The organism is Streptomyces sp. NPDC046900 (genome assembly GCF_040644975.1).
In the GTDB taxonomy this organism is placed as follows: Bacteria; Actinomycetota; Actinomycetes; order Streptomycetales; family Streptomycetaceae; genus Streptomyces.
Window position 1 is genome coordinate 40,452 of sequence record NZ_JBEYXD010000040.1, and the last position, 18,807, is coordinate 59,258.

The window sequence follows — 18,807 nt, forward strand, 5'->3', positions numbered from 1 at the left end:
CCCGCGGGGATCAGGAGTCTCCCGCGGGTCCTCCGTCCGTGAGCCACTCCCGCAGCTCCTCCTTCAGGGAGCGCTGGAAGCTGGTGAGCAGGGCCTGGACCACCAGCGGGTGCATGTGCGCGGACAGGGACTTCACGGCGGTGGAGTCGCGCTCGGCGACCGCGTCGCGGAACAGGTGCGACAGCTCGCGTGCCGCCGCGCGCGAATGCTCGATGAGCGCGGCCCGGGCCGCGAGGATCGTCTCCAGGCCGAAGGGAACATCGAGGAGTTCGACCCCGAGCCGGAGCAGGCCCGGGTCCACGCGATACGTACCGTCCTCGTCCGGTACGGCCGCGTTCATCGCCGTGAGCAGTTCGAGGTCCTCCGCGCCGAGCGGCCGCCCCGCTCGCCGTTCCAGCTCCTCGCGGGGCAGGGTCTCCACCGTGTCCGGCCCCCAGGACGCCACGACGGCGCGGTGGAGGGCGAGGTCCCGGGCGCTCACGTCCGCCGGCAACTGCTGCAGATGGCGCTCGATCGCCGCCAGGGTCATGCCCTGGTGCTGCAGCTCCTCGATGAGCGCCAGCCGGGCCAGATGCCCGGGACCGTAGTGACCCACGCGCCGCGGGCCGATCACGGGCGGTGGGAGGAGCCCTTTGGCGCTGTAGAAGCGGACGGTGCGGACCGTGACGCCCGCGCGCGCGGCGAGCTCGTCGACGGTGAGCGTCTGCTCCTCGGTCTCGGTCGTCATGTACAGCAGTATCGCTGTCTCACCAGAACTGTGACACCAGTAGGGCCCGATCACGACCACATGGCGAACAGTCGAATGCAATATGGCCGGCGGGTGATGTTCAGGTAACGATCACGTGAGATGTGCCGCTCTGTGAGGTCCGCCACCGCGTGCGGGGCGATCTCTGCGGGAAGGTGACGCCTTGGTCTGTGCCACGTCAGGGGTGGCCGGACCATGCCCCGATCCGGACACCCGCGCACCATCCCTGCGCCGGGCGCACCAGAGAGTAGATCCACTCGTGAGCAAGGACGCCGTGAACACGGCCGTGGCCGCATCCCGCACCGATGCCGCCCGGACGCCCGCGGATGCAGGCGACGCCGGCTACAGCAAGGACCTCAAGGCCCGCCACGTCAACATGATCGCGATCGGTGGCGCCATAGGCACCGGTCTGTTCCTGGGCGCCGGCGGCAGACTGCACAACGCCGGTCCCGCACTGGCCGTCGCCTACCTGGTCTGCGGCGTCTTCGCCTTCTTCGTCGTCCGCGCCCTCGGCGAGCTGGTCCTGTACCGGCCGTCGTCCGGTTCCTTCGTGTCGTACGCCCGTGAGTTCCTCGGTGAGAAGGGCGCCTACGTCGCCGGCTGGATGTACTTCCTCAACTGGTCGACGACCGGTATCGCCGACATCACCGCCATCGCGCTCTACACCCACTACTGGAGTTTCTTCACCTCCGTCCCGCAGTGGGTGCTCGCCCTGATCGCCCTCGCGGTCGTCCTGGCCGTGAACCTGATCTCGGTGAAGATCTTCGGCGAGATGGAGTTCTGGTTCGCGATCATCAAGGTCGCCACGCTGGTGAGCTTCATGTTCGTCGGCATCTTCCTGCTGGCCACGCAGCACAAGGTCGGGGGCGAGACGCCGGGTCTGAGCGTGATCACCGGCCACGGCGGGATCCTGCCGCACGGCCTGATGCCCGTCGTCCTGGTGATGCAGGGCGTGATCTTCGCGTACGCGGCCCTCGAGCTGGTCGGCGTCGCGGCGGGCGAGACCGCCGAGCCGCAGAAGGTCGTCCCGCGCGCGGTGAACTCGATCATGTGGCGTGTGGGCCTGTTCTACGTCGGCTCGGTGGTCCTGCTGGCGCTGCTGCTGCCGGGCTCGGTGTACTCCGCCGACGAGAGCCCCTTCGTCACGGTGCTGTCGAAGATCGGCGTCCAGGGGGCGGGCGACGTGATGAACCTGGTCGTCCTGACCGCCGCGATGTCCTCGCTGAACTCCGGCCTGTACTCCACGGGCCGCATCCTGCGCTCCATGGCCATGGCCGGCTCCGCGCCCAAGTTCACGGCCCGGATGAACCGCAGCCAGGTCCCCTACGGCGGCATCCTGCTGACCTGTGCCGTGTGCGTGCTCGGCGTCGTGCTGAACTACCGCTTGCCGAGCCAGGCATTCGAGATCGTGCTGAACGTGGCGTCCCTCGGGATCGTCAGCACCTGGGTGATCATCATGGTCTGCCACCTGGTCTTCGTCCGCCGTGCCAAGGCGGGTCTCGTCGCCCGGCCGTCCTTCCGGCTGCCCGGCAGCCCGGTCACGGAGATCGTCACGATCGCCTTCCTGCTGGCCGTGCTCGGCCTGATGTGGAACGACCCCGAGGTCGGCCGCAAGACGCTGATGCTCATCCCCGTGATCGCCGTTCTGCTCGTCGGCGGCTGGTTCGCACTCCGCCGCAGGATCTCGGACGCCGCGGACCGGGAACTGTCCGACTTCACGAAGTAACGGCTGACGGGCCGCTGTCAGTGGCGGCCCCTACGGTGGCGTCATGTCGGATATCACCTATGTCCGGGGTGACGCCACCGCGCCGTCCGGCGGGGGCGTCAGGCTGATCGCCCACGTCTGCAACGACATCGGGGGCTGGGGAAGGGGTTTCGTCCTCGCCCTGTCGCACCGCTGGCCCGAGCCGGAGGAGGCGTACCGAGCCTGGCACCGAGACCGTGCGGCGAACGACTTCGGCCTGGGCGCGGTCCAGTTCGTCCGGGTCGAGCCGGACGTATGGGTCGCCAACATGATCGGGCAGCGGGGGATTCGAAGGGGCGGCAAAGGCGTGCCCGTGCGGTACGAGGCGATCGACACGGCGCTCGGGGCGCTGGCCGGCAAGGCGGTGGAACTCGGTGCGTCCGTCCATATGCCGCGTATCGGGTGCGGGCTGGCGGGTGGCAGCTGGGCCCGTGTGGAGCCGCTCGTCGTCGAGCGGCTGGTGAAGCGGGGGATACGCGTGACGGTCTACGACCTCGACGGCTGACGGCAGGCATCCTCTGGCCGCCCCGGGGTCCGGCTCCGCGGCGTGGGCGCGGAACCGGACCCCGGGCCGGACCGGTAGGACCATGGGTGTCCGGCCCGGACTCCGGCGGAACGCGGCTGGTCAGCCGCCGTGCACGTCGTTCGTCGTCTCGATCTTCTTCCACGACTTCGGTGCGACGGGAGCGGTGGCCGCTCGTGTCACGGCCGCCGTCCGTGCCGCCGATGCGGACGGCTTCGACGGCTGGAACAGCCAGGTGTCGAAGAGTGCGGCCAGCGGCTTTCCGGACACCTTCTCCGCGTACGCCTGGAAGTCGGCGACCGAGGCGTTGCCGTACGGGTGCTGCCTCGGCCAGCCCTTCAGGATGGCGAAGAACGCGTCGTCGCCGACCTCGTTGCGCAGCGCCTGGATGGCGAGCGCGCCCCGGTCGTAGACCGCCGTGTCGAACTGGTTGTCCGGGCCCGGGTCACCCGGCTTGACCGTCCAGAACGCGTCGTCGGCCGGATGGGAGGCGTACACGTAGTCCGCCAGCTCCTGCGTCGTGCCCTCGCCCTCGTGCTCCGACCACAGCCACTGCGCGTACCGCGCGAAGCCCTCGTTGATCCAGATGTCCTTCCAGCCCTTCAACGACACGTCGTCGCCGTACCACTGGTGCGCCAGCTCGTGGACGACGACCGACGTGTTCGAGCCGTTCGCGAACTGCTTGGGGCTGTAGTACACGCGGGTCTGCGTCTCCAGGGCGTACCCGGTCGTCGTGTTCGGGACGTACCCGCCGACCGAGTTGAAGGGGTAGGGCCCGAAGTAGCCGGTCAGCCAGTCGACGATCTCCCCGGTCCGTTCCACGCTCGCCCGCGCGGCCCCGTCGTTGTCCCCGAGGTCCTTGCTGTAGGCGTTGACGACCGGCACGCCGTCCGACGTCTGCCCGGTCGTGATGTCGAACCTGCCGATCGCCAGCGTGCTGAGATACGTCGCCTGCGGCCTGTTGGACCGCCAGTTGTAGCGGGTCCAGCCGAGCTTCGAACTCGTCGACTGGAGCGTGCCGTTGGAGATCGCCTGCGTGCCGTCCGGCACGGCCACCGACACGTCGTAGGTCGCCTTGTCGAGCGGATGGTCGTTGCTGGGGTACCACCACCACGCCGACTCGGGCTCGTCCGCCGCCACCGCGCCGTCCGGGGTGCGGTGCCAGGTGGTGAAGCCGTACGCGCTCTTGGTGGACGGCACGCCGCTGTAGCGGACCACGACGGTGACCGGCGTGCCCTTGGGCAGCGGGGTGGCCGGGGTGATCTGGAGTTCGTGCTGGCCGGAGGTGGCGAACGCCGCCTTCGCGCCGTTGACCCGCACCTCGCTCACGTCCAGCAGGAAGTCGAGGTCGAACCGGGAGAGGTTCTGCGTGGTGGTGGCGAGAATGGTCGCCGTGCCCGCCAGGTCGTCCGTCTGCGGCTGGTAGGTGAGCCGGAGGTCGTAGTGGGAGACGTCGTATCCGCCGTTGCCGTAGTACGGGTAGTAGGGGTCGCCGATACCCGGTGCGCCGGGCTGGAAGCCGACCGCCGATGCCGGGATCGCCAGCAACAGGGAAGCCGCCGCGAGCGCGCCCGGGGCGATGAGTCTGCGGTGCACGAGAGCTCCAAGTCATAGGGGCACGAGGTAAGTTCGGACCCTATTCAGTCCCCGTGAGACCAGGCATGTCCATGGCGCCCCCTGTCACACGATCGCCATCCGGCCGTCATGACCGCAACCGTCCCGCAGTGCCTTCCCGGCCATACGGTCCCGTCCGTCCGCCACGCCGTCAGTTGCCCTCTTCTGAACGCGAGTTGTCACCTGTACCGTCCCGCGCATGCCGAAACGCACGCGCCACACGATCTGGCGACAGCTCGCGACCGCGGCCGTGGCCGCCCTGCTGGCCGCCTTCCTCACCCCGTCGGCCGCCCACGGTGCGCCGCGCGAGAGCCGGCCCGTCTACTCGTACGAGAACGCCGTCCGTGAGTCCGTCTGGGTCGACACCGGGCTGGACGGCGACGGCGACGGGAGGAACGACCGGGTCGCCGTCGACATCGTCCGGCCGCGCGAACCCGCCGCGCGGGGCCGCAAGATCCCCGTGATCATGGACGCCAGCCCGTACTACTCCTGCTGCGGGCGCGGCAACGAGAACCAGTTGAAGACGTACGACGCCGCAGGCCACGTCGTCCAGATGCCGCTTTTCTACGACAACTACTTCGTTCCGCGCGGCTATGCGTTCGTCGGCGTCGACCTGGCCGGAACCAATCGCTCCGACGGCTGCGTGGACGTCGGCGGACGCTCCGACATCCAGTCCGCCAAGGCCGTGATCGACTGGCTGAACGGCCGCGCCAAGGGCTACACCACCCGCACCGGCTCCACCCGGGCCAAGGCGACCTGGACCAACGGCAACACCGGCATGATCGGCAAGAGCTGGGACGGCACCATCGCCAACGGCGTCGCCGCCACCGGCGTGAAGGGCCTGAAGACCATCGTGCCGATCAGCGCCATCTCCTCCTGGTACGACTACTACTTCGCCAAGGGCGCGCCCCTGTACGACTCGGGGCCCGACTGGCTCTCCGACTATGTCGACAGCCCCGCCGCCCGCGCCAAGTGCGCCGCCGTGCAGCACAAGCTCGTCGACGGGGCGCCCCGCACCGGTGACTGGACGCCTCTGTGGACCGAGCGCGACTACGTCAAGGACGCGAGCAAGGTGCGGGCCAGCGTCTTCCTCGTGCACGGCATGCAGGACCTCAACGTCCGCACGAAGCACTTCGGCCAGTGGTGGAACGCCCTCGCGAAGAACGGGGTCCACCGCAAGATCTGGCTGTCCCAGACGGGCCACGTCGACCCCTTCGACTACCGGCGCGGGGCATGGGTGGACACCCTGCACCGCTGGTTCGACCACGAACTCCTCGGCTACGACAACGGCATCGACCGCGAGCCCATGGCCGACATCGAGCGCCACCCCGACCAGTGGGCCACCTCCGCCCTCTGGCCGCCGCGGGGCACGGCGACGACGACCCTGCGTCCGGGGCAGGGCTCCCAGGCGGGTGTCGGCGCGCTCGGCCTGCGCAGCGGCACGGGCACCGAGACCTTCACCGACGACCCGCGGCTGAGCGAGACCGACTGGGCCGCGCACATCGACGAGTCCACCCCGGGCAAGGCCGGGTTCGTCACCCGGCCCCTGTCGAGGGACCTGCGCGTGTCCGGCTCCTCCACCGTGACCGTCACCGTCACCCCGACCACCTCCACGGCTCATCTCTCCGCCGTGCTGGTCGACCTCGGCCCCGACACGATCCGGGACTACGCCGACTCCGGCGAGGGCATCACCACGCTCACCGGCCGCACCTGCTGAGGCGCGAGCACGGCCGGTGACAGCGCCTGCTTCAAGGCCACCGAGGCCAAGAAGGCGGACGTCGGCTTCACCGTGTTCAGCCGTGGCTGGGCGGACCTCGGCAACTACGCCTCGGACCGCAAGGGCGTACCGCTCACCCCGGGCCGGGCGTACCGGATCACGCTCGACCTGGCCGCGACCGACCATGTCGTCCCCAAGGGCCACCGGCTCGCACTGATCGTCGCGGGCACCGACAAGGACCTCATCGACCCTCCGTCCACCACCCCCACGCTGACCGTCGACCTCGCCCGTACGTCGGCCCGCGTGCCGCTCGTCGGCGGGGCGGCCGCGTTCGCCCGCGCGGTCTCCGGCTCCTCGTCCGCCGTTCCCGCGCCCACCGGCCTGGACGGCGTGCGGCACCCGGACACCCTCCACCGTGTTCCGGGAGACGGCCGCTGATCGAGCGACGGCTGCCGGACGCCGACCACTGGCGGCACGAGAGGCGGCCGGGCCCACGGGCCCGGCCGCCTGCTTCACGGCTCGGCCCCGCGGGGCCCTGACCGCCCGGCCCCACGGCGGCGGTGGCGCCCTGCGCCGGTACCGGCACCGGTGTGCCGTCCCACCGGGCCGGTCGACGCCCGGTGTGATTGGGCCGGGCGTCCCGCGCTGGTTAGGATCGGCTCTCTGATGACTGCCACTCTCGTCGCCAAGGACCTCGCCGCCGGGCACGGCGACCGCTCGCTCTTCTCCGGGCTCGACCTCGTCGTCGCCCCCGGTGACGTGATCGGACTCGTCGGAGCCAACGGGGCCGGCAAGTCCACCCTGCTGCGGATGCTCGCCGGACTGATCGCCCCGGAGCGCGGCGAGCTGCGCCTGTCCCCGCCGACCGCCACGGTCGGCCATCTGCCGCAGGAGCCGGAGCGGCGGCCGGACGAGACGGTCCGCGCGTTCCTGGCGCGCCGTACGGGGGTGGCCGAGGCACAGCGGCTGATGGACGAGGCGACGCAGGGGCTCGTCGACGGCACGCCCGGTGCCGACGACGCCTACGCGGTGAGCCTGGAGCGCTGGCTCGGGCTCGGCGGCGCGGACCTCGACGAACGAGCCGAGGAGGTCGCCGACTCGCTCGGCCTCGGTGTCGGTCTCGACCAGCCGATGACGTCCCTGTCCGGCGGTCAGGCGGCCCGCGCCGGGCTCGCCTCACTGCTGCTGTCCCGCTACGACGTGTTCCTGCTCGACGAGCCGACGAACGACCTCGACCTGGACGGCCTGGAGCGCCTGGAACGCTTCGTCGGCGGACTGCGCGCCGGGACGGTGGTCGTCAGCCACGACCGCGAGTTCCTCACCCGCACGGTCACCAAGGTCCTCGAACTCGACCTCGCGCAACGGCAGATCAACCTGTACGGCGGCGGATACGAGGCCTACCTGGAGGAGCGCGAGACGGCCCGTCGGCACGCCCGTGAGGGCTACGAGGAGTACGCCGACAAGAAGGCCGCCCTCCAGGACCGGGCCCAGATGCAGCGTTCCTGGATGGACAAGGGCGTGAAGAACGCCCGGCGCAAGGCGGGCAACGACAACGACAAGATCGGCCGCAAGTTCCGCAGCGAGTCCAGCGAGAAGCAGGCGGCCAAGGCCCGGCAGACCCAGCGCATGATCGAACGCCTGGACGTGGTCGAGGAGCCCCGCAAGGAGTGGGAGCTGCGCATGGAGATCGCCGCGGCCCCGCGTTCGGGCGCGGTCGTGGCCACACTGAGGGACGCGGAGGTACGGCGAGGGGACTTCACCTTCGGTCCGGTGTCCCTGCAACTGGACTGGGCGGACCGGGTCGCGGTGACGGGCGCGAACGGCGCGGGCAAGTCGACACTGCTCGGCGCCTTGCTGGGCCGCGTCCCCCTGGACGCCGGCCATGCCACTCTCGGCTCCGGCGTCCTGGTCGGCGAGGTCGACCAGGCACGCGGGCTGTTCCACGGCCCCCAGCCCCTGCTGGACGCGTTCTGCGCCGCGGTCCCGGACACGGAACCGGCGGACGTACGCACCCTGCTCGCCAAGTTCGGGCTGAAGGCCGACCACGTCCTGCGCCCGGCGGCGACCCTCTCGCCGGGCGAGCGCACGAGGGCCGCCCTCGCCCTGCTCCAGGGCCAGGGCGTCAACCTCCTCGTCCTCGACGAGCCGACCAACCACCTCGACCTCCCGGCCATCGAGCAGCTCGAGTCGGCCCTGGACTCCTACCAAGGCACACTGCTCCTGGTCACCCACGACCGCCGGATGCTGGACGCGGTGCGGGTGAATCGCCGCCTGGAGGTGGCGGACGGCAAGGTGACGGAGCGCTAGGGACCCCGGTCGGTCGGCGGCCGCGGTCGCCCATCGGCTTGTTCGCCGAACACCGAGCGCTCTAGAGTGAGTTCACTTCGACGAGACGTTCCCCCGGAAGTACGCCGCAGAGCGGGAGCGTCCCACCTCGATGAGGTGCCGGAGGGGCGGCAGCCTACTTTGTCGACCCTTCCTCTCGGAGGTCTCCTTCATGAACGTCGGAATCGGCCTGCCCATCGGCGACCCGGCCACTCTTCTCACCTGGGCCCGGCAGGCGGAGGCCGGGCGCTTCAGCACCCTCGGCCTGCTGGACCGGCTCGTCTACCACAACCCCGAACCCCTGGTGGCGCTCGCCGTCCTCGCGGGTGCCACCTCCCGCATCCGCGTCCAGACCGAGGTGCTGCTCGCCCCGCTGCGCGACACCGCCCTGCTCGCCAAGCAGGCGGCCACCCTGGACCGGATGACCGGTGGCCGGCTGGTGCTCGGTCTCGGCATCGGCGGCAGGGACGACGACCACCAGGTCACAGGCGTCGACATCCGTACCCGGGGCAGGCGCCTCGACCAGCAGATGGCGGTGCTGCGCCGGCTGTGGTCCGGCGAGTCGTACGGTGACGGCGCCGGGCCGATCGGGCCGCTGCCCGCCCGTCCCGGTGGCCCCGAGGTGCTCTTCGGCGGCTTCAAGCCCGTCGCCCTCGAACGCGTCGCGCGATGGGGAGACGGCTTCCTCGCCGCCGCGCCGCTCTCCTGGGCGGACGGCCTGTTCGACACCGTCCGGCGGTACTGGCGGGAGCACGGCCGTGCGGGCGAGCCCCGCATCGTCGCCCAGGTCGATGTCGCGCTCGGTCCGCAGGAGATGATCGACGAGGCACGGGCGGCCATGCACGCGTACTACACCTTCACCGGCATGGCCGACCGGATGGTCGCCGGCATGCTCACCACGCCTGCCGAGATCCGCGACACGATCGCCGGCTTCTCCGGCCTCGGTGCCGATGAGGTCATGCTGTACTGCTACGGCCTCGACCCGGCGCAGGTGGACCGACTCGCCGACGTCCTGTGATGCCCCGCGGGTCCAGGTGAAGATCCGCCTCGAAGCCTGATGCGGTCGTCCGCGGAGCCCACGAAGAGTCCATCGTTCCTGGCATCTTCGGCAGGCGGTGCACGCGTTCCGCGCGACGCGTGACGGCGCCCCAGGGGCCCGGACCCCGTTCATGGAAGGGGTCCGGGCCCGGTGGGTTCAGCGGCGGCCGTTCTTCGGGTCGAGCAGGCCCGCGCGGCGCAGCGCGTCGGCCATCGCGCTGTTGGCCGGCGGGGGCGCCTGCCGGGATCCGCCGCCCTGGCGGGGCTGCCGCTGCTGCGGGGCACGCCCGCCACGCTGCTGGCGCCCGCCGCCGCCCTGCTGGGCAGGAGCCGCCTCGTCTTCCAGACGCAGCGTCAGCGAGATCCGCTTGCGCGGGATGTCGACGTCCAGCACCTTCACCTTGACGATGTCGCCCGGCTTCACCACGTCCCGCGGGTCTTTGACGAAGGTCTTCGACATCGCGGAGACGTGCACAAGGCCGTCCTGGTGGACGCCGATGTCCACGAAGGCGCCGAAGGCGGCGACGTTCGTGACGACGCCCTCCAGGATCATGCCGGAGGACAGGTCGGAGATCTTCTCCACACCCTCCTTGAAGGTGGCCGTCTTGAACGCGGGCCGCGGGTCGCGCCCCGGCTTCTCCAGCTCCTTGAGGATGTCGGTCACGGTCGGCAGACCGAACGTCTCGTCCACGAATTCGGACGCCTTGAGCGAGCGCAGCACCGACGTGTTGCCGATCAGCGAGGCCACTTCCTGACCCGCGGTCTTCACCATGCGCCGGACGACCGGGTACGCCTCCGGGTGCACGCTGGAGGCGTCGAGCGGGTCCTCGCCGTCGCGGATCCGCAGGAAGCCCGCGCACTGCTCGTACGCCTTGGGGCCGAGCCGCGCCACGCCCTTCAGCTGCGAGCGCGAGGTGAACGGGCCGTTGGTGTCACGGTGGGCCACGATGTTCTCCGCGAGCCCGGAGGAGATGCCGGAGACCCGGGCCAGCAAAGGGGCCGACGCCGTGTTGACGTCCACGCCCACGCCGTTCACACAGTCCTCGACCACCGCGTCCAGCGAGCGGGACAGCTTCACCTCGGACAGGTCGTGCTGGTACTGGCCGACGCCGATGGACTTGGGGTCGATCTTCACCAGCTCGGCGAGCGGGTCCTGCAGGCGGCGGGCGATGGAGACCGCGCCGCGCAGCGACACGTCCATGTCCGGCAGCTCCTGCGAGGCGAAAGCGGAAGCGGAGTACACCGACGCGCCGGCCTCCGACACCATCACCTTGGTGAGCTTCAGCTCCGGGTGCTTGGTGATCAGTTCACCGGCGAGCTTGTCGGTCTCACGGGAGGCCGTGCCGTTGCCGATCGCGACGAGCTCGACCGCGTGCTCCTTGGCGAGGCGCGCCAGCTTGGCGATCGCCTCGTCCCACCTGTTGGCCGGTACGTGGGGGTGGATGACGTCGGTGGCGACGACCTTGCCGGTCGCGTCCACCACGGCCACCTTCACACCCGTACGGAACCCGGGGTCCAGGCCCAGCGTGGCCCGCGTGCCGGCCGGGGCGGCGAGCAGCAGGTCGCGCAGGTTGGCCGCGAAGACGGTGACGGCCTCGTCCTCGGCGGCCGTGCGCAGCCGGAGCCGCAGGTCGATGCCGAGGTGCACGAGGATGCGGGTGCGCCAGGCCCAGCGGACCGTGTCGAGCAGCCACTTGTCGGCGGGGCGGCCGCGGTCGGCGACCTCGAAGCGGTGGGCCACCATCCCCTCGTAGGAGGAGGGGCCGTCCGTCGGCTCCTCGGGCTCGAGGACGAGGTCGAGGACCTCCTCCTTCTCGCCGCGCAGCATGGCGAGGATGCGGTGCGAGGGCAGCTCGGTGAAGGGCTCGGCGAAGTCGAAGTAGTCGGCGAACTTGGCGCCCGCCTCCTCCTTGCCCTCCCGCACCTTGGCGGCCAGGCGCCCGCGCACCCACATCCGCTCACGCAGCTCGCCGATCAGGTCGGCGTCCTCCGAGAAGCGCTCGGTGAGGATCGCCCGTGCGCCGTCGAGCGCGGCCTGGGGATCGTCCACCCCCTTGTCGGCGTCGACGAAGGCGGCGGCCGCGGCGAGCGGCTCCACCGTCGGGTCGCCGAGCAGGCCCTCGGCCAGCGGCTCCAGCCCCGCCTCGCGGGCGATCTGCGCCTTGGTGCGCCGCTTCGGCTTGTAGGGGAGGTAGATGTCCTCCAGTCGCGCCTTGGTCTCGGCGCCCCGGATCTGCGCCTCCAGCTCGTCGGTGAGCTTGCCCTGCTCGCGCACCGACTCCAGGATCGCCGTGCGCCGCTCCTCCAGCTCCCGCAGATAGCGCAGCCGCTCCTCGAGCGTGCGCAGCTGCGCGTCGTCGAGCATCTCGGTCGCTTCCTTGCGGTAGCGGGCGATGAAGGGCACCGTCGAACCGCCGTCGAGCAGCTCGACCGCGGCCTTCACCTGCCGCTCCCGTACGCCGAGCTCCTCGGCGATCCTGCCTTCGATGGACCCTACGAGGGGTGTCGTCACGATCCCGTACCGCCTTCTCCACTGAGGTTGCGCGGCAATTGTGGCAGGTCGCACCGACAGCGGGAGCTCAGGGCGGGAACACGGGCGGTTTCGGGTCGCGCGGGGCGGTCTCCGCCACTGGACCGCCCCGCGCGACCGGCTCCCCGCACCCGGCGGGCGCCGCCCCGCGCCGTGGCCGGGACCCCGCAGGACAGCCGGGCCGGAGCCCGGAACGGCAGGGTCACCACGGCGGCGACGGCATCGACCGTCCGGCGCAGCACGTCTGCGATCGCACGGACCACAGAACTCCCTTTCGCCGTCCCGGCGTGTCCGCCGATACGACGTCCGGGTACCTCATCCCTTGCCGGTCATGCCCTGGGGAAAGGCCCCGGCCACCAGGACCGCGGCGAGCAGCCCGCCCGCCAGCTCCGTCAGCCGCTCGACGCCCGCGGCACCGAGGTGTTCGTAGGGAGCCCGGTCGAGGCGGTCGGTCTGCACCTCCAACTCCTTGCGCAGTGCGGTGCCGTGTTCGGTCAGCTCGCCGTCCGCGTCGATCAGCCCGCGCTCGCGCAGCCGCGCGGACGCCGCGTCCCAGTCCTCCCTGCTCCAGCCGCGCGTGGCCAGGGCCCACTTCGGGGCCATGCCCTTGCCGGTCGCCGCGTGCGTCACCAGTGCCTCGACCGGACCGAGTTCCGCGCCCAGCAGCACCGCCACATGGCCGTCCCCGCGGTGCTCCCGCAGGAGCGTGGCCGCGTGCCAGAACGCCAGGTGCGGCTCCTCGGGCACGGGCAGGTCGGCGTGCGCGGCGTACAGCGGGCGGGCGTGTGCGGTGCAGGCCTCTGTCGCGCGCAGTGCGAGTTCCGCGGCCTCCGCCATGTCCTTCGAAGCCACGCACTCCTCGCCGAGCAGCCGCCGCAGTGTCGCGTCGACGGCGCGCATGCGGGCGGCGAGCACCGCCTTTGGCCGGGACGTCTCCCACACGGCAGGCAGGTGCAGCGCCACCATCCCGGGCCGGAAGTTGTAGAACGTCGCCGTCACGACGCCTGCTCCCACCGGCCCCATCGCGGCGGCCCTGACCGCCAAGTAGGCAGCCCTCCGGTCGGCGAGGCCCAAAGCGGTCAGTTCCCGGTCCAGATCCGGTGAGAAGTAGTGCGTCGAGTGCAGCGGATTGATCACGTTGTGGCAGCGCCGCCCGGCGCGCTCCGGAAGGGGAGTGGTCATGCCCGGCACGTTACCGACTGGTCGGTACGCAGGGAACGGCCGGGATCACGATGGCAGGAAAGGTGGGCTGCTCGTCCTTGCGGCCATCCTGGGCTCCGCCAAGAATCGAGGTCATGCGCACCCTCCTGGTCGTCCTCTTCGACGCTGTGCAGAGTCTCGACGTCACCGGTCCGGTCGAGGTCTTCGCAGGTGCCGAGACCGGCTCTCCCGGCACGTATCGCATCGTCACCGCCTCACTCGACGGTGCCCCCGTCCGCACCTCGAGCGGCCTCACACTCGTCCCGGACCATGCGCTGGCCGAGGCGCCCCCTCCGCAGACGCTCATCGTCCCGGGCGGCCAGGGCACCCGGAGTCCCGACCCGCGACTGGTGGACTGGCTGCGGGAGCACGGTCCGCACGCCGGCCGTCTGGTCTCCATCTGCACCGGCGCGATCCTCCTCGCCCGAGCGGGCCTCCTCGACGGCCGCCGTGCGACCACCCATTGGGCCTACTGCGACACGCTGGCCCGCAACCACCCGGAGATCGAGGTCGACCCCGACCCCATCTACGTACGCGACGGTCATGTCGCCACCTCGGCCGGCGTCACCTCGGGCATCGACCTCGCTCTGGCCCTCGTTGAGGAGGACCTGGGCCGCGAGGCCGCCCTGGCCATCGCCCGCCACCTCGTCGTCTTCCTGCGCCGCCCCGGCAACCAGGCCCAGTTCAGCGCCCAGCTCGCCGCCCAGACGGCGCGGCGCGAACCCCTGCGCGAAGTCCAGCAGTGGATCACCGAGCACCCGGGCGACGACCTCTGCGTGGACACACTCGCCACCCGCGCGCGGCTCTCGCCCCGGCACTTCGCCCGCGCATTCCAGGCCGAGACCGGGATGACGCCGGGCCGCTACGTGGACCGCGTCCGCCTCGAACACGCCCGGCGCCTCCTGGAGGACACCGCCGACGGCATCGAACAGATCTCCCGCGCCAGCGGCTACGGCACCCCCGAGGCGATGCGCCGCGCCTTCGTGAAGGCACTCGGCGCGGCCCCGGCGGAGTACCGGCGCCGCTTCCGTCCGGCAGCCACCCACTGATCACCTCGGATCACACGGCAACCGCCCCTGACCGAAAGGAAGCCCATGCAGATCGCGATCGTTCTCTTCGACCGGTTCACGGCCCTCGACGCCGTGGGCCCGTACGAGACCCTCGGCCGGCTCCCGGACGCGGAGACCGTCTTCGTCGCCGAGCGGTCCGGGCCTGTGCGCAGCGACACCGGCGCCCTCGCGCTCACCGCCGACCGGACCCTGGCCGAGGTACCCGCCCCGGACATCGTCGTCGTCCCCGGCGGACCAGGCCAGACCCCGCAGATGGAGAACGAGGCACTCCTCGACTGGTTGCGCTCCGCAGACGCCACCAGTACCTGGACGACATCCGTGTGCACCGGCTCCCTGCTGCTCGCCGCCGCAGGGCTGCTCCGGGGCCGCCGCGCCACCTCGCACTGGCTGGCCCTGGACTTCCTCGCGCAGTTCGGTGCGCAGCCCACGGGCGAACGCGTCGTCTTCGACGGCAAGTACGTCACCGCCGCCGGCGTCTCCTCCGGCATCGACATGGGGCTCACCCTGCTCGGCCGCGTCGCGGGCGACGAGCACGCCCAGGCCGTACAACTGCTGACCGAGTACGACCCGCAGCCGCCCTACGACGCGGGATCCCCGGACAAGGCGCCCGCGCACCTCGTCGCGGAGTTCCGTACGAAGAGCCGCTTCATCCTGACGTAGTCCAGGTGAACCGCGGCTGCCTGCGCTCCAGGAACGCCGCGACGCCCTCCGCGGTGTCGTCGCTGCCGCGTGCCTGCTCGGCCCAGTGTGCGTCCCGGTCCGTGCGCCCGTTCGCGAACTCCTTGGCCGCTGCCTGCGTCAGCTGCGAACGGGAGGCGAGCACACGGGTGAACTCGGAGACCCGCTTGGCGAGTTCGCCCTCGGGCAGCACCTCGTCGAGCAGGCCCGTCCGCAGTGCCCGTGCCACGTCGATCAACTCACCGGAGAACAAGAGGTACTTGGCCGCGCCAGGACCCACCAGCGACACCAGCCGGCGGGTGGAGGAGGCCGGGTACACGATGCCGAGCTTGGCCGGCGTCACCCCGAACAGGGCGCCCTCCTCCGCGAACCGCAGGTCGCAGGCGGCGGCGAGCTGTGACCCACCGCCCACGCAGTGGCCGCGGATCGCCGCCAGGGTCGGCTTCGGGAACGCGGCCAGCGCCTCCTCGGCGAGCACGGCGAGGGTCTGCGCGCGCTGCGGCGATCCCCGCAACGTGGAGATGTCGGCGCCCGCGCAGAACGTGCCGCCCTCACCGGTGAGCACCAGCACCCGGACGGCCGCATCGGCGGCCAGCGTCTCGAGCAGCGGCGGCAGCGCCTCCCACATGCCGGCCGTCATCGCATTGCGCTTGGCCGGGTGGTGGATGACGACGGTCGCGACCCCGTCGGTGACGCGGTGCAGCAGTTGCGGCTCCATGCGCCGGATGCTATCCGCACCCGTGGAACCCGTGATCAAGAAGGGTCGGGCGCACCGGACGGACGAGTCGGCGCGCAACCCGTACAACCCGAAGAGTTCCGAAGTCGGCGCGACATGGACAGGATCCGGTCATTGCGTCGACCGCGTCATGCGTCAACGGTCAGATGTCGTCGATACCAGCCGACTTGTGCTCAGTCATTCGGGACGGACCAGTGCATTCCCAACACTCGACGTGTGGTGACAATCGAGCGCAAGGGTGGCGACCGGACGATGGAGAACCAAGGGCGGGGGTTCGGCTCTCGCCCTGAAGGCGGCGGGGAGGCTCCGGACGGCCGCAGAGCATCGGGGCCGCTGCCGTACGAGGGGGTGTGGCGGTTCACCGCCGCCTCCGTGGACGTCTCGGTGCCGCAGGCGCGGCACGCCGTCCGCGATCTGCTCGCCCGCCAGGGCGTGCCCGCATCGGACGACACTGTGCACGCACTGCTGCTGATCGTGTCCGAACTGGTCACCAACGCGGTGCGGCACGCGGCCCTGCTGTCGCCGATGCTCGCAGTGGAGGTCGCCGTCGGCCCCGAGTGGGTGCGGGTGTCGGTGGAGGACGAGCATCCGTACCGGCCGAGTGCCCTGGAGACCGATCACGGGCGGACCGGCGGCCGGGGGCTGCTTCTGGTCCGTGAGATCACCAGGGAGGCGGCCGGGGTCTGCGACGTCGAGCACACGGCGAGCGGGGGCAAGGTGATCTGGGCCGCGCTTCCGCTCAAGCACCCGGGGTTCGTGTGATTCCCGCGAAGGGCGTCAGCCCCACCAGGGGCGGCTGAGTCCGTCCGGCCGGGCGGGCCGGACGGACCTTCGGATCACCAGCCGGCGGCGGGCCCGGTCAGCTCTCGGACCGCCGGCCGCGCCGCGTCCAGGACGGTCATGAACCACGAGGAGAACGTGTCCTTGGCGTGCCGCTCCGCCAGCTCCTCCGCGCTCACGAAGGCAGTCGCGCCGACCTCCTCCGGGTCCGGGCGCGGAGACGACTGCACCAGCCCGACGAAGAGGTGGTTGTACTCCTGCTCCACCAGACCCGAGGCCGGGTCCGGGTGGTTGTAGCGGACCGTGCCGGCCTCCGCGAGCAGTGACGGGGAGACACCCAGCTCCTCGTAGGTCCGGCGAGCCGCCGCCGCGAAGGGGGCCTCGCCCGGATAGGGGTGGCCGCAGCAGGTGTTCGACCAGACACCGGGGGAGTGGTACTTGCCCAGCGCCCGCTGCTGGAGCAGCAGCCGACCGTGCTCGTCGAAGAGGAACACCGAGAACGCGCGGTGGAGGCGGCCCGGCGGTTGATGGGCGGCGAGCTTCTCCGCCGTGCCGATCGTGGTGCCGTTCTCGTCGACGAGCTCCAGCAGAATCGCCTCGGCGGCGCCGTTCGACGCATGGTGCGCCGCGCTGGCGGGTGTGATCGGCATACCTGTCCTTCGCATCGGTTGTCCAGCCCCAAGTCTGCCGTACGAATCCGGCACTCCCGGCACTTCGTGACTCCCCGCATGTCCCACCCCGGCCGTCCGGACGGGCCCTCCGGCCCTCCCGGAACAGACGCCGTGAGCGGCGGGACACCTGATCGTTCCCGGCGCCGGGGAGGCGGAACCGCCCTGCCGGGGGGCGCCCACCGCACATACGGCGTCCGGATGCGCGCCCGTACGCCGGAGCCCACCCCTACCTCACGACGAGGTGTCCTTCCGGAACTGTCGAGCGCGATCCCTCCGGCGTCCTGGGGACGCCGGAGGCGCGCGGTCAGCCGTGACGCTGCCGGGGGTGTTGCAGCTGCCAGCCCTGCCAGGCCGACTCCACCATCTCGCGCACCCCGCGCCGCGCGCTCCAGCCCAGCTCCCGCTCGGCCAGCGTGCAGGACCCGACCGCGCGCGCGGCGTCACCGGGACGGCGCGGCTCGACGATCGCGGGCGTGGTGTCCCCGGTCACCTCGCCGATGAGCGTGACGAGCTCCCGTACCGAGACGCCCTCGCCGCGGCCGATATTCACGGTCAGGTCGCCCGTCGAGCCCCCGGCCAGCCGCCGGGCCGCCGCGAGGTGTGCCTCGGCGAGATCGGCGACGTGGATGTAGTCGCGTACGCAGGTGCCGTCCGGCGTCGGATAGTCGTCGCCGAAGATCCGCGGGGCCTCGCCGCGGGTCAGCCGGTCGAAGACCATCGGCACGACGTTGAAGATGCCCGTGTCGGCCAGCTCCGGCTCCGCGGCGCCCGCCACGTTGAAGTACCGCAGGCACACAGTCGCGATGCCGTGCGCCCGGCCCGCCGCACGCACCAGCCACTCGCCCGCGAGCTTGGTCTCACCGTAAGGGCTCATCGGGGCACAGGGAGTGTCCTCCGTGATGAGGTCCACATCCGGGTTGCCGTAGACGGCCGCGGACGAGGAGAACAGGAAGCGCCGGACGCCGGCTCCCGCCACCGCGTCCAGGAGCGTCGCCAGACCGCCCACGTTCTCCTGGTAGTAGTGCGTCGGCTCGGCCACGGACTCGCCGACCTGCTTGCGCGCGGCGAGGTGGACCACGCCGGTCACCCCGTGCTCGGTGAGGACCCGCTTCAGCAGCTCACCGTCCAGCGCGGAGCCGTGCACCAGCGGAATGCCCTCCGGCAGTCGCGCCGGCACCCCGGTCGAGAGGTCGTCCAGGACGAGGACCTGCTCACCCTCCGCGGCCATCGCCCGCGCCACATGTGCCCCGATGTATCCGGCCCCGCCGGTGATCAGCCATGTCATGGCCCCTCACCCTATGCCCGTCCGGTGAACCCCGTCCCTGTGCCGGGGGCGGGAGGATCCCTATGAATATGGCGAGACGCGCATGTGCCCGCACAGGGCGACCGCGATGTCGTGCTTGTGTTGATCTGCACCGGTGGTTTGGTGTGCGCTT

General features: G+C 71.3%; 14 protein-coding genes and 2 pseudogenes. 8 read left to right on the forward strand and 8 right to left on the reverse strand.

What is annotated here, in order from left to right:
- Window positions 1-10: 10 nt before the first annotated feature.
- Window positions 11-727, reverse strand: coding sequence for a MerR family transcriptional regulator (locus tag ABZ904_RS30630; RefSeq protein ID WP_360998931.1), 717 nt, complete (start codon window positions 725-727; stop codon window positions 11-13).
- Between the two features lie 277 nt (window positions 728-1,004).
- Between ABZ904_RS30630 and ABZ904_RS30635 the strand changes: the two genes are divergently transcribed.
- The gene (locus tag ABZ904_RS30635; RefSeq protein ID WP_360998933.1) at window positions 1,005-2,471 is read left to right on the forward strand and encodes an amino acid permease; all 1,467 of its coding nucleotides are present in this window, start codon (window positions 1,005-1,007) and stop codon (window positions 2,469-2,471) included.
- A 43-nt stretch (window positions 2,472-2,514) separates the two neighbouring features.
- A complete protein-coding gene (locus tag ABZ904_RS30640) occupies window positions 2,515-2,994 on the forward strand; it encodes a macro domain-containing protein (protein ID WP_361826852.1) in 480 nt (159 codons plus the stop codon).
- A 120-nt stretch (window positions 2,995-3,114) separates the two neighbouring features.
- On the opposite strand, the gene ABZ904_RS30645 is transcribed toward ABZ904_RS30640, so the two are convergent.
- Window positions 3,115-4,608: a M1 family metallopeptidase gene (locus ABZ904_RS30645; RefSeq protein ID WP_360998935.1), complete on the reverse strand. Its 1,494-nt coding sequence runs from the start codon at window positions 4,606-4,608 to the stop codon at window positions 3,115-3,117.
- Between the two features lie 217 nt (window positions 4,609-4,825).
- On the opposite strand from ABZ904_RS30645, the pseudogene ABZ904_RS30650 reads away from it, so the two are divergent.
- The 3 genes and pseudogenes from ABZ904_RS30650 (at window position 4,826) to ABZ904_RS30660 (ending at window position 9,686) form a co-directional block, all read left to right on the forward strand.
- Window positions 4,826-6,781 (forward strand): annotated as a pseudogene (locus ABZ904_RS30650) (Xaa-Pro dipeptidyl-peptidase).
- A 228-nt stretch (window positions 6,782-7,009) separates the two neighbouring features.
- Window positions 7,010-8,650 carry an ABC-F family ATP-binding cassette domain-containing protein gene (locus ABZ904_RS30655; RefSeq protein ID WP_360998938.1) on the forward strand — a complete coding sequence of 547 codons (1,641 nt, stop codon included), beginning with the start codon at window positions 7,010-7,012 and terminating at the stop codon, window positions 8,648-8,650.
- A gap of 190 nt (window positions 8,651-8,840) precedes the next feature.
- Entirely contained in the window at window positions 8,841-9,686 is an 846-nt protein-coding gene (locus ABZ904_RS30660) for an LLM class flavin-dependent oxidoreductase (RefSeq protein ID WP_360998940.1), read from the forward strand.
- A gap of 177 nt (window positions 9,687-9,863) precedes the next feature.
- On the opposite strand, the gene ABZ904_RS30665 is transcribed toward ABZ904_RS30660, so the two are convergent.
- The 3 genes and pseudogenes from ABZ904_RS30665 to ABZ904_RS30675 all read right to left on the reverse strand — a co-directional run bounded on the left by ABZ904_RS30665 (window position 9,864) and on the right by ABZ904_RS30675 (window position 13,418).
- Window positions 9,864-12,218 carry a Tex family protein gene (locus tag ABZ904_RS30665; protein WP_359399430.1) on the reverse strand — a complete coding sequence of 785 codons (2,355 nt, stop codon included), beginning with the start codon at window positions 12,216-12,218 and terminating at the stop codon, window positions 9,864-9,866.
- 161 nt (window positions 12,219-12,379) lie between these two features.
- A pseudogene (locus ABZ904_RS30670) lies at window positions 12,380-12,499 on the reverse strand (LPFR motif small protein); the annotation flags it as partial.
- A 52-nt stretch (window positions 12,500-12,551) separates the two neighbouring features.
- Entirely contained in the window at window positions 12,552-13,418 is an 867-nt protein-coding gene (locus ABZ904_RS30675) for a hypothetical protein (RefSeq protein WP_359399428.1), read from the reverse strand.
- A gap of 113 nt (window positions 13,419-13,531) precedes the next feature.
- Between ABZ904_RS30675 and ABZ904_RS30680 the strand changes: the two genes are divergently transcribed.
- Together ABZ904_RS30680 and ABZ904_RS30685 are read left to right on the forward strand one after the other, a co-directional pair.
- Window positions 13,532-14,485 (forward strand): GlxA family transcriptional regulator, encoded by a 954-nt coding sequence (locus ABZ904_RS30680; protein ID WP_361826858.1) that lies wholly within the window; start codon window positions 13,532-13,534, stop codon window positions 14,483-14,485.
- 45 nt (window positions 14,486-14,530) lie between these two features.
- Window positions 14,531-15,166: a DJ-1/PfpI family protein gene (locus ABZ904_RS30685; RefSeq protein WP_361826861.1), complete on the forward strand. Its 636-nt coding sequence runs from the start codon at window positions 14,531-14,533 to the stop codon at window positions 15,164-15,166.
- Here ABZ904_RS30685 and ABZ904_RS30690 read toward each other — a convergent pair.
- Window positions 15,153-15,902 (reverse strand): enoyl-CoA hydratase-related protein, encoded by a 750-nt coding sequence (locus ABZ904_RS30690; protein WP_361826864.1) that lies wholly within the window; start codon window positions 15,900-15,902, stop codon window positions 15,153-15,155. The genes ABZ904_RS30685 and ABZ904_RS30690 overlap by 14 nt on opposite strands.
- A 270-nt stretch (window positions 15,903-16,172) precedes the next feature.
- On the opposite strand from ABZ904_RS30690, the gene ABZ904_RS30695 reads away from it, so the two are divergent.
- The gene (locus tag ABZ904_RS30695; protein ID WP_360998999.1) at window positions 16,173-16,682 is read left to right on the forward strand and encodes an ATP-binding protein; all 510 of its coding nucleotides are present in this window, start codon (window positions 16,173-16,175) and stop codon (window positions 16,680-16,682) included.
- A gap of 74 nt (window positions 16,683-16,756) precedes the next feature.
- Here the strand turns inward: ABZ904_RS30695 and idi are convergent, their stop codons facing one another.
- Both idi and galE read right to left on the reverse strand, forming a co-directional pair.
- The gene (gene idi / locus ABZ904_RS30700) at window positions 16,757-17,350 is read right to left on the reverse strand and encodes an isopentenyl-diphosphate Delta-isomerase (RefSeq protein WP_360998948.1); all 594 of its coding nucleotides are present in this window, start codon (window positions 17,348-17,350) and stop codon (window positions 16,757-16,759) included.
- Window positions 17,351-17,675: 325 nt separating this feature from the next.
- Entirely contained in the window at window positions 17,676-18,656 is a 981-nt protein-coding gene (gene galE, locus ABZ904_RS30705) for a UDP-glucose 4-epimerase GalE (protein WP_359399418.1), read from the reverse strand.
- Between the last annotated feature and the right edge of the window lie 151 nt (window positions 18,657-18,807).